General features: G+C 30.9%; 9 protein-coding genes and 1 pseudogene. 8 read left to right on the top strand and 2 right to left on the bottom strand.

Annotated features, from left to right (window positions below):
* The first annotated feature begins 52 nt into the window (after positions 1-52).
* The 7 genes and pseudogenes from ABH955_RS01505 (at position 53) to ABH955_RS01535 (ending at position 6,484) form a co-directional block, all read left to right on the top strand.
* Positions 53-1,033: an alpha/beta hydrolase gene (locus ABH955_RS01505; RefSeq protein WP_404456741.1), complete on the top strand. Its 981-nt coding sequence runs from the start codon at positions 53-55 to the stop codon at positions 1,031-1,033.
* A gap of 289 nt (positions 1,034-1,322) precedes the next feature.
* Positions 1,323-1,418, top strand: a pseudogene (locus ABH955_RS01510) (YjcZ family sporulation protein); the annotation flags it as partial.
* A gap of 742 nt (positions 1,419-2,160) precedes the next feature.
* Entirely contained in the window at positions 2,161-2,271 is a 111-nt protein-coding gene (locus ABH955_RS01515; RefSeq protein ID WP_000540371.1) for a YjcZ family sporulation protein, read from the top strand.
* Positions 2,272-2,583: 312 nt separating this feature from the next.
* Positions 2,584-3,330 (top strand): CPBP family intramembrane glutamic endopeptidase, encoded by a 747-nt coding sequence (locus ABH955_RS01520; protein ID WP_002084319.1) that lies wholly within the window; start codon positions 2,584-2,586, stop codon positions 3,328-3,330.
* 404 nt (positions 3,331-3,734) lie between these two features.
* On the top strand, positions 3,735-4,265 hold the full coding sequence (locus ABH955_RS01525) for an RNA polymerase sigma factor SigX (protein ID WP_002016748.1): 531 nt from the start codon (positions 3,735-3,737) through the stop codon (positions 4,263-4,265).
* Between the two features lie 3 nt (positions 4,266-4,268).
* The gene (locus tag ABH955_RS01530) at positions 4,269-5,246 is read left to right on the top strand and encodes a DUF4179 domain-containing protein (RefSeq protein WP_404449762.1); all 978 of its coding nucleotides are present in this window, start codon (positions 4,269-4,271) and stop codon (positions 5,244-5,246) included.
* Between the two features lie 800 nt (positions 5,247-6,046).
* Positions 6,047-6,484 carry an NUDIX hydrolase gene (locus ABH955_RS01535; protein ID WP_404449760.1) on the top strand — a complete coding sequence of 146 codons (438 nt, stop codon included), beginning with the start codon at positions 6,047-6,049 and terminating at the stop codon, positions 6,482-6,484.
* Positions 6,485-7,268: 784 nt separating this feature from the next.
* Here ABH955_RS01535 and ABH955_RS01540 read toward each other — a convergent pair.
* The gene (locus ABH955_RS01540; protein WP_002035240.1) at positions 7,269-7,901 is read right to left on the bottom strand and encodes a lysozyme family protein; all 633 of its coding nucleotides are present in this window, start codon (positions 7,899-7,901) and stop codon (positions 7,269-7,271) included.
* A 1,448-nt stretch (positions 7,902-9,349) separates the two neighbouring features.
* Between ABH955_RS01540 and ABH955_RS01545 the strand changes: the two genes are divergently transcribed.
* A complete protein-coding gene (locus ABH955_RS01545) occupies positions 9,350-9,544 on the top strand; it encodes a hypothetical protein (protein WP_033732005.1) in 195 nt (64 codons plus the stop codon).
* Positions 9,545-9,712: 168 nt separating this feature from the next.
* Here the strand turns inward: ABH955_RS01545 and ABH955_RS01550 are convergent, their stop codons facing one another.
* A complete protein-coding gene (locus tag ABH955_RS01550; protein WP_404456744.1) occupies positions 9,713-10,969 on the bottom strand; it encodes an ATP-binding protein in 1,257 nt (418 codons plus the stop codon).
* Positions 10,970-11,294 lie beyond the last annotated feature (325 nt).

Below are 11,294 nucleotides of genomic sequence, written 5' to 3' on the forward strand. Positions count from 1 at the left end.
CATTACAGGCACATGAAGGAAGGCAAACAGATCAGGACAGGAGAAGATGACAGTGACACAACAAGAGGAAAAGAAAACGCTGAGTGGAATGAAAATAAAGAAAGTGCGAAACATCTTACTTAAAATCATAGGAGCAATCGTTCTAGCCATTGTACTTTTTTTAGGTATTGTTTATATCGTAAATGTGATGAGTAGTCATTCGGAGCAAAAACGAATAGTGCCCTACGGTCAGCACGTATCTGTAGACGGGAAAAACATGAATGTGTTAATTCAAGGCGAGGGCGAGGAAACGATCGTGCTCCTGCCTGGTTATGGAACAGCTACTCCAGGGCTTGATTTTAAGTTTCTTATCGATGAATTATCTCCATTTTACAAAGTTGTTGCGGTAGAGCCTTTCGGTTATGGATTAAGTGATGAAACTGTAAAAGAGCGAACCACGGAGAATATGGTAAGTGAAGTTCATGAAGCTCTACAGCAGCTTAATATTAACAGATACATGCTCATGGGCCACTCCATTACAGGCATTTATGGAATTGATTATGTGAACAAATATCCAAACGAGGTGACTGCATTTGTCGGAATCGATAGCAGTGTTGCAACACAACCGGGTATGGATATTAATTTCCCATTAAAAACGTTTGCATATCTCAAAAAATCAGGTCTCTTAAGATTGGCTATGAAAATCAGTGCTGACCCCTATGCTGGACTGGCATTTGATGAAAAAACCGTAGAGCAAATGAAAATGATTTCGAATAAAAACATGTATAATGAGACAACCTTGAATGAGATGGATCATATTTCGTCTAATTTTAAAGGGGCTCAAGGTTTAATCTTCCCTAAATATCTTCCACTTCTTCTCTTTGTACAAGCGAATAATGAAGATGTAGCAGGATGGATACCTCTGCATGAAGGGCAGATCAAAGACTCGGTACATGGAAAAGTAGTAACCATGGATGGATCACATTATTTACACCATACCAAATTCAAAGAAATCGCTGAAAACGTTAGACTATTTATGAAAGAAGTAAAGTAAGTGTTCAGAGAAAGGTTCATTCGTTATTTTATGCATTTGTCTACAGTTTGCAAGACCATCATTTTGATGGTCTTTTTTATGTCCAAACAGTTGTATATTTCCAAGCCAAGATTATACTTTCGCCTGAAAGACATTGGGTTTCATTTTCATATTAACTAACGAGGCAGGTGTGCGGCCGAGCCTAGGTCGTATCATATAACGGGTGGGATTCTCGTCGAGTAAGAACTAGCCATTCGCTCGTAGCGAGTCTTGGAGAAAGGTAACTTTAGTCTTTAAGCGTAGACAGTTAGGTGGCGGATTTGCTTTACTGATCGTTCTATTCATCCTGTTAATCATTATAGGATGTAGTTGTTGGGGCGGCGGTAGCGGCGGATTCGGTTACTAAAAGAAGGGTACTCATAAGAGTGTCTTTTTTCTCAATATAAGAACTCTAAGAATATGATATTATTTTAATGCAAATTCCCTTTTGTGCAATGAGATAGTAATGCCCAACAAAAAACCCACCTATTTCCGTAGGTGGGCCTTATCTTTATTACACAATATCAAAGTATACGCTCTTTTTCTCGTAAATTTTATGTAATTATACATATTTGTAAAAATTACATAAAATAAATATTACATGTAGTAAAATATAAATTGTGGACACGTTCTATAAAGCTGATTCTCCGATTAGAAGGCGTAACACATCTCAACCATATAGGTGTGGCGTTGCTTTAATCTAGCCAAACAAACGATCTCGATTCTCTTGTATTTGTACACTAACAATCTGTTGAAAATAAATGATTCTGTTTTATAGGACGTGTTTACTTAATGTCCAATACATATTATTAAATTAAAGTGGTTCAAGTCGGAGGAAGGCACCGGCACCTTAGGGTGTCTTTTTTTTATGTAATAATGCATAGAATATTAAATTTAACAGATATTATGATATACTCTCAAGGTGTGATACATACTTTCTTTAAATTGGAAAACTAAACCTTATCTACCCAATTGTGGGGGACGCCTTATGGCGTCTTTTTTTAGGACCTGCTCAATTCAGGCGTAAAAACATAAGGTAAAGTGAACCCGTTAAAATACATGGAATGAACCCTAGTTTCACCCTCTTATCTAAAGGAGGAAATATTATTATGGGATATGGTGGTAGTTGCGGCGAAGGCTGCGGTTTTGCTGGAGGATTTGCTTTACTTGTTGTATTATTTATTTTATTAATCATTATCGGATGCAGTTGCTTCTGCTAAAAAACTATTGGAAAAGACACTCTTATATGGGTGTCTTTTCTTTATGGGGTCTCACCACATCGCCATCAACTAAAAAAATATATAAAACCCCCAAAAAGGAATTTTATATATTTTCAATTTGAAGAGATCAATTTTCTCGTTTGAGGTATTTGTTTACCTTATCATGAGGATAATAAAGTGTTTTATGTTATATTTTTTGAAATATCAGTAAATTATTTGATGAATTAATAAGTTACTATTAATCTATAAATAGTAACAGTGCAGTAATCCAAAAGAAAAATGCTCAAATCGATAAATAGGGGAGGATTCTAGATGAAGGTAAATCAGAATATTGTTTTAAAAATTATTGGGTTAGAATTTTTATTAATGATTTTTTACACGCTTAACGGGGCCTATCAAACTATTACTAAGCCATCCAGTCCAGTATTACAATTTATTGGACTTGTTCCTTTAGCAGTGGGAATTTTAATATATTTAACAATAAAGAACAAGTGGAAATTCTATTTCTTTGATATTAAGTTAAATAATTCAATGAAGAATACCATTTTATTAAATTCCCCATTAGTGATTGTTCTATTAGTAATACTACTTGGTAATAAAGGATTAAACACAACATCGGTATCTGACTTATTTTTTATGTTTATCATGCAATTTTTTGTTGTTGCATTTATTGAGGAAATCTTTTTTCGTGGATTTATGCTCAAAATGTTGTTTTCAAAGGGGATAAAAAAATCAGTTTTGATTTCGAGTTTTTTGTTTGGTCTCACCCATTTATTACAACTAATTGGTGGGCAGTCTATTGAAGATACCATTTTACAAATCATATATGCATTTTTAGTTGGACTTGTTCTGTCCTTACTTATCGTAAATAAGCAATCAATTATTATCACCATTACTTTCCACACTTTTAATAATTTCTTTAATTTTATGGGGAATGTTCAAGCCTCGTCGCTTTTTGCATATGTTATTATTGCAATTTTATTCTTCTACACCATATATTTATGGAAACGTGCTAATAAAAAAGAGTGTATTCGACAGGAAATAAATATAGCAGTTTGAGTTGTGATATTACCTTTTCAGTATAGAGGGCAGCCTGGTACCGCAATATTACCTTTAAAGGGGCTTGCTGCATGCTCATCAACTTAAGAGATTAATTATTCCCCTAAAATGAAAAAATACGTTATTCTTTCTGTAGAATCATAGGAAAGGATGGCGTTTTTTTCATTCTAGGGGGCATTTCTTTTTATTAGCTTGATAGCGATGTGGCGGTACCCCATTAATAGAAAACTACTGAAAGAGTTATAGTTTTATGTTTTCATTTCCCTTTTTGCATTTATCTTTTAATCAGATGAATGCTTTTTTTAGTACATAATAAAAAAATAACCAGAAAAACTGTCACAAAATCCGTTTTTCTGGTTTCTCTATAATACAGGCATCAAATTGAAAGTGAGGTTTAAACTAACATGTTAACCATAGAAAATGAGGAAAGTCATGCTTCTGATATGCCTTTTGAAGATTTATTTAAGCAGTACTATGCTTATGCTGTGAAACAGATTATATGGATTGTTAAAGATCAATCTATCGCTGAAGAGTTAGCACAAGAAGTGTTTTTACAATTATATCGTAGCGACTGGAAAGTAATTGAAAACATACCTGGATGGTTGATTAAATCTTCTACTTATGTAGCTTATAACCATTTGCGATCTGAAAAAAGGCAACAAGCGAAGATTGATAAAGAAATACAATACCATGAAGTACAAAATGTTTCATCATTAGACGATGATTGGATAAGAAAAGAAGAAATTACAAAGGTACAAACGATACTAAATAAAATGAATGATCGAGAACGAACCCTTTTACTAATGAAATTCTCTGGTTTTCAATATAAAGAAATTGCAGAAATACTTCAAATTGAAATATCTTCTATTGGAACATTATTGGTTCGAGCCAAAATGAAATTTCGCAAGATTTATAAACAAATGGAGGAGGCATAACAAATGAAATGTTATGATATCGGATTTATTCAAACATATATTGATGGAGAACTTTCTCATGATATAAGAAAGGAATTCACAAAGCACCTAGATACATGTGAAGCATGCCAAGATTTATTAGTAGAAATCAGTAAATTAAATCAATGGGAGAACGTAATGCTAGATGAAGAATCTGCAAATTCACCACAAGAAATCAAAATTGATATAGAACAAGCATGGAAAACATTTGAAAGTCGTTCCAAGCTAGACAATGTTTCTAATATAAATCACAAAAAACAACAGAAGAAGGGACTCTTTACAAACATGAGTAAAAAATCAAAACGTTTCATGTATACAGCAGTAGCTGCAGCAGCACTTTTCACAACAGCAATGATTCCACAAGTACAAGTAGCGGCTACAAATGTTGCCTCATATTTTTCTGATGCAATTACAAATGATAAAGTTGTAAATGAAGGAATACAAGATGAAAATGGTGTCACACAAGATATGATGAAGAATGGTAAATATATTCCTATTGATGAAAAAATTACAGATCAAGGTATTACTGTACATTTCAAAGAATTATATATCGCAGATTCACGTATATCAGTTCATTATAGAATGGAAAAAGCTGACGGAAGTTTAGTACCATTTGAATTTGATACATCAGGATTAGAGCTCGAAAGTGATGGTAAAATTAATGGGCAACAAGAGGGAAACCCTGAGATTAAACATGAAGGGAGACTATCATTTATCCATGATTCAGATGACCGTCTTCCTTTTGAACTTATGGCAGCAGGTAAAAAATTAAATGATGTAGGTATTCGTGATAATGATAAACCCGAAGGTGTTGCTACATTTGTTATAGTTTCTGAGGGAAGAGACGATTTTAAACAGCCCCTTACTTTAGATGTAAATATAAATAGAATTGGAAAAGTAATTGGATCTTGGAAAGGTGAAATTCAAATTGATACTTCACATCTGAAAAATAATACTAATTAAAATGAAAAAAAGAATAGGACAATATGTATCTAATGCTCAGTTTATATGTTTTCTTGTTTTCGTTACATTTATTTCTTATATAGTTTTTACTCTATCTTTTATTTATGATTTAAGTTTATAACCTTAAATCAATCATTTAAGACCATTACGAGAAAAACCTCCCTAAAAAAGTAGGAAAATAAATAACCGGTCCCTTAACGTATAAGGAATCGGTTATTTTGTATCTAAAATGTGTCTAAACTTACAATTTTCTTTTTTGATATGGTGCCCCTATAGAGAAAGAATTTTTTCGTTTAGGGGGTACTTCAAAACCTTAACTTGATGGCGATGGGGTCCCGCCAACATAACGCGAATTTCGTACGCTAAGGAATTTTTTATTTAAAAAACTTGGTTTTCCGTACATTAAGAGTGTTCCATAAACGGTATGTGATGTTTGATATAAAACTTAGTTTTTGGTAATGAGTTTTTGAACTGAATTTTAAACATATTTCAGTCAGTTTTGATAGATATAAATAAAGTTCCTTAAACGACCGTTTTAGGGACTATTTGGACTGGTTAGTCAACATGTGATACCGCCAGCATTTCGAAAAAAAACACGCTAAGCAAATTAAATAAGAAATAAGCAGGTTTTTATCACGTTAAGAGTAAACCTATTTATGAAAAATAAAATTCTTAAAAAATGGAGAGCCGATACCATAAACCTGCATTATTAATGTAGAATTTTGATGTTGGCTCTTTATTTACTAAAATAGCAAGTTAGTGAATAAATTGTTCATATTTTTTCGAGAGGAGGTTAAGCAATGAGAGCGCCGTATCAAGTATTGATATTTCCTTATATAAAAACTGATGATTCCATTCAATATGGCATTTTTAATCGAAGTGATTATGGTTATTGGCAAGGAATAGCTGGTGGTGGAGAAGATGGTGAGACTCATATTGAATCAGCAAAACGGGAAGCGTTTGAAGAGGCTGGTATTATAAGAGAATGTCCATATATAAAACTAGATTCTGTGTCTTCACTACCAGTAGAGGATGTAGTTGGTGAATTTCTTTGGGGAGAAGATGTTTATGTAATAAAAGAATTTTCTTTTGGAGTTAAAGTTCCTACAAAAAATATTAAATTATCTAAAGAACACTTCAATTATAAATGGCTGTGCTTTGAGGAAGCCGTAACGCTTTTAAAATGGGATAGTAACAAAAAAGCTTTGTGGGAATTAAACAAAAGGCTGTTAAAATAATTTAAGTGTTAGTTAACAAAGCCGATAATAGAAATCACACATTAAACATATATTTATACGCGTTGTTACTACACGCTAAGGAATAGTAATAAAAAGATGATGCCGATAAACCTATATAAAAAACAAAAGAATCCTAAGATGGGGAATGTTTTATGAAAATTAAGCATAGTAAACCTCCTTGGATATATAAAGTATTATAATACATCGTTGGTCTATTTAGAATACTAACCATGAATGAATTGGATGACATTAGGCATGGTTAAACTAATAGAAATGATACATTAAACGTATTTAATGAGTCTGCTAGGTATAAAGATAATTGATAATCATACAATGATATGGAAGGGCCTTTTCTAACGTGTTAGTTACCTCAACGTATATGTATCTCTTGGCGCCTGGGCGAGGGTGCTTTTTTTATTGCACATTATAATATAGACAAGCATAATATTATGTAACAGGACGAGTTCTTCGTGTCCTATTCAATGCTCAGGATAAACCCCAATTCACATTGAGAGCACCAATAGCGAGGGTACTCTCTTTTTATTGAATCTACATTTATTTTTATGCCTAATGAATTCGCTAAGTGGATACTATTTCATGTAAAATGGTGATTTTATTTATATTCTGAATAGATTTCTTGCGAAATATGTAACTAGAGCCGTATTTAAATTGAAATATGATACGATAGTTGTATATATACATTTAGATGGTAAGAGGGGATAAAAGTTGATGAAAAACCATATAAAAGTAAATGGAAAACTCCTTCAAACAAATATATACAATTTTAATTTTTTTGGAGGCGTTCTTCAATAAGTTTTGCTTTTTCATTCACTTTTGTTGTATATGTGAAATCACCGTAACAATATGGATATCTAAAATTTTGTTTATTTCCACCACAAGTGTATGTAGCTGGATTCTGATCAACTTTCAACTTAGAAAACTGTTTAGCTGTATCTTCCGAGTGTTGTTTAGCTTCTTGATTGGCAATAAAATCAATATAGCCTGGCCCCATATTATAGCTTTGGATAATTGTATCCATGCTAACACCTTTTTCTTCTCCATATCTATACATTTGAACAAAGTGCTTTACCCCTTGTTTAATGCTCAAGTTTATCTCTTGGATTTCATTTGGCTTTAATCCAAGTGATTCGGAAGATTGCATAGGGTCGTTGCCCTCACCCCTACTCTCGTGGTACATAATTCCTAGTAAAATTGCTGTTTTTTCTCCCAAATTATATTTTTCTAATTCTTTTTTCATGATGGGCTCATATTGCAATAAACGTTCCTCGGTAGCAAACGCTTTATTTTTTTGAGTATTGGTTTTGTCATTAAAATATAGTATCCCGATTATTGTTCCTAACCCTAAAATACTAATAAAGAATAATATAATAGTTTGTACTTTTCTCTTATTCTTCAAATATTACTCCTCCTTTTACAAGAAACCCTATTTTCAATGGTGGCTGGTTATTAAAAAAATTCAATAATTCTCTATTTCCCAGCTTTTTTAGACTCGAAAATTTTTTTCTAAATGCTAAGTTTAATAGAAAAATTTAAAGATAAGGTAAAGATAAGATAAAGATAAAATAAAGTCCATTTTTTAGGGTATCTATTATGTGTTCTAAAGGCTCTAGATTCAAGAGATATATTATCTACATAACCCATAAGAGAGAAGGAGGTAAGCAAAATATCACTTGAAACAGATATAATTCTTTCTTTATTAGATATAAAACTGTGGATGGCCCATCATTCGGAAATTAGTCGCTTAAAAATAAAAAAATTAAAATCAGAACCGTACCTCAATAAGTCTTCAAGTGTTAATAAAAGAAAGCTATATAAGGTGAGGGAATAAAGATTCAACACCAATGATTATCAATAATTGAAGTGCTAATGATTATAATAAAAAGAACCTTCAATAGGCTCTTTTTTATAGTTGGTAAATATGTTATCAACAATAGATGGTAATAAAGATAGAAATTTAGACACTTTTTATTAATGGGCTAAGTTTTCTTAGGAAGAAATCTATTTCTCATGACTGATCGCTAGATATAACAGGATATATCATTTATTAATTTGGGTGGGTGATTTAGCTTTTTGAGTTTACCAAACTAAAATTTAAATTTTGTTTAGGGACAAAATGTTAAAGTGTTACATTCTGAATTAACAGAAAATTAAAGTGGTAAAAATCCTATTAAATCTTTTATCAGGTAACTCATATTTCTTTGGCCTTATTTTCATGGTATTACCGAACGTTTATATGTCTCTAAGGGAAAGAAATACTTTAAGTTTTATTACCATCTAATGTTTGATTAAGATGGTAACATGAAAATAAAACGTTTACAACTAGAAAATAAAGAAAAAATATAAAAATTCGACTTTTTTCGACATTACAACTATGAGAGAAAGAATCTAAATTAAGTAAATCTTATATTTAGAGGGGATATTTACCTTATACATAACGGTTAAAACATTTGCAAATGTTTCACGAGTAATTAAAAACGTCGAATATAAAATTATATTGTGACAATTTTAAACGAATATACTTTATAATTCATACTTAGACTAATAAATTAATTACTAATAAATTAAATACGCTATATTTAATAGAGTATAATACGGAATATTTAACTTTAATATTCCGTATTATATATAATTATGAATAATTTAACATATTTGTTGCGGAAAATTTTGACATAAGATATTTTAAATATTAAGCACAGAAACATTTCAAAGAAAAAGAGCTATTTTAAAATGTACCCTAAAAACGTTTTTCCTAAAAGTAGTAAGATTTTGCAAAATGTTTCTGTGCCTAATTAGATGAAAATAATATGATAAATTGTTTAAAAGAGATAAAAATAAGTTGCTTTTATGGAGAAATATACGTCCCATACTATTAGAATTATGTCAAATTGTAGTTTGCAAATTACATTTCAAAGTATAAAAGGGGCATTTATTGCAGCTCGAATATCTATTACTGATTTATTGCATAAAAAGGTAGCTGCACAAAAGTACAGCTACTTTTTTCTTGAAAACATTATTATGCAAATAGCATACTTAACGTAAACTTGCGCTTAACGGTACTTGTGAATAAATTGTGAAATTGCTACTCTATGTTTCTAACTAACATTTTTGCACCAGAACCATATAAAAAGAGGACGAATAGTTACGTCTTCTTTTTATATGGTTATATTAGCTACAAAATAATATCATTTAAATAAATCTTCTATTATATTAGCAGGGGATAGTGATAGAAAAGTGTGTTCCTTTTCCTAGTTCACTTTCTATCTCTATATCTCCGTTTAATTCTTTAATAATACTGTAAGCAATCATAGTACCAAGCCCAGTGCCTTTTTCTGTTGTTGAATAAAATGGCAAGGCAATACGTTTTATTTGTTGGGAAGACATTCCTATTCCTGTATCAATAATATCAATTACAATATTACCTTTTATTTTTTGTATATTTATTTGTAATACGCCACCATTTTTCATAGCCTCAATTCCATTTTGTATGATGTTGGTTAGACATATTTTTAATTTTTCAGTATTAGCATTTATGTAAAGGGAATCTGTTGTAATATGCTGTTTTATTTCAACATTATATGAAAGAGCGAGTGGTGAAATATTATCTTTCACTTGATTTAATATGTAATTAATATCTAGTTCCTCTTTTATAATGTTTTGTGGTTTGGTTAAAGATAAATAGTTATTAATAGTAGATTGTATTTGCTGCATTTCAAGTAACATAATTTCTAAGTACTTATCTTGAGACATCTTAGCACTCTCATCTTCATTTAGTAATTGAGTGAATCCACGTACCGTGGTCAGTGGATTATGAATTTCATGCGCAATCGATGCAGCTAGTTCGCTAGCTATATAAAATTTTTCTGCTCTTTGCATTCTTTCTTTTATTTTATATTTCTCGATCATTCCTTCTATTAAATAAACTGATAATAATACTGTGAAAATATTTATGATTATATAATTGAATAAAAATTCAATGAGAGTAGAGTCAATTTTACCACCTGTATTTATTTGCGTTACAATACCGCAGATAGAAAGGGAAGTTGTACATATCAAAATAAGTAGAATACTTAATAATATCTTCTTTTCCTTGAAATAAGTAGGTGACAAGTAACGAAACATGATTGTAATAACAGAAATAACAGTAAAGATAATAAATGATGGGAAGACTCCGCTTCCACCTAAGTAAAATCTATAAGAAAGATATAAAACTCCAATACAAAAAATGCTCTTTGTATTTCCATATAGAAAAACTAATATAATGGGAATAAAACGTAAATCATAAATGAACCCAGCGTGTAAATGAAAAGGAAAAGTCATACAAAAAATAACTGCAATGGAGGAAAGTACAGAAATTAATATATTATTACATGCCATTTTTTCTTTATGTTCTAGCCAAAATACTTGGTAACTAAGGATACAAATAATAATAATAAATGTATTTAATAATAGTGTAGGAATTCCCATAGTTTATACCTCTCTAAGAGTTTGTAAGTAGGATTATGTATGTGTTTAATCTAGGTGTTTGATTTTATTAGATTTTCTATCTTTAAAAAAGAAAAGGAAGGGCACTTGAAAAAGTGCTTTTTTACCATTTATATTAAAATCGATGAGGAAGATAGAATAAAAAGTTACTTTTACTTATGAACAAAAAAATTGAAAGTAGCCCTTGTATAGGTAAAAGATGAAGCAAATTACTGAAATAGTTACGTTTCTCTGGAGTGAATATTCCGAAAAAACATTGTGTATGGCGAAATCCATTTTATAACCTTCGCCATATTAACATGCAACT

The sequence above is a fragment of the Bacillus sp. RC240 genome, assembly GCF_044907945.1.
Taxonomy (GTDB): Bacteria; Bacillota; Bacilli; order Bacillales; family Bacillaceae_G; genus Bacillus_A; species Bacillus_A mycoides.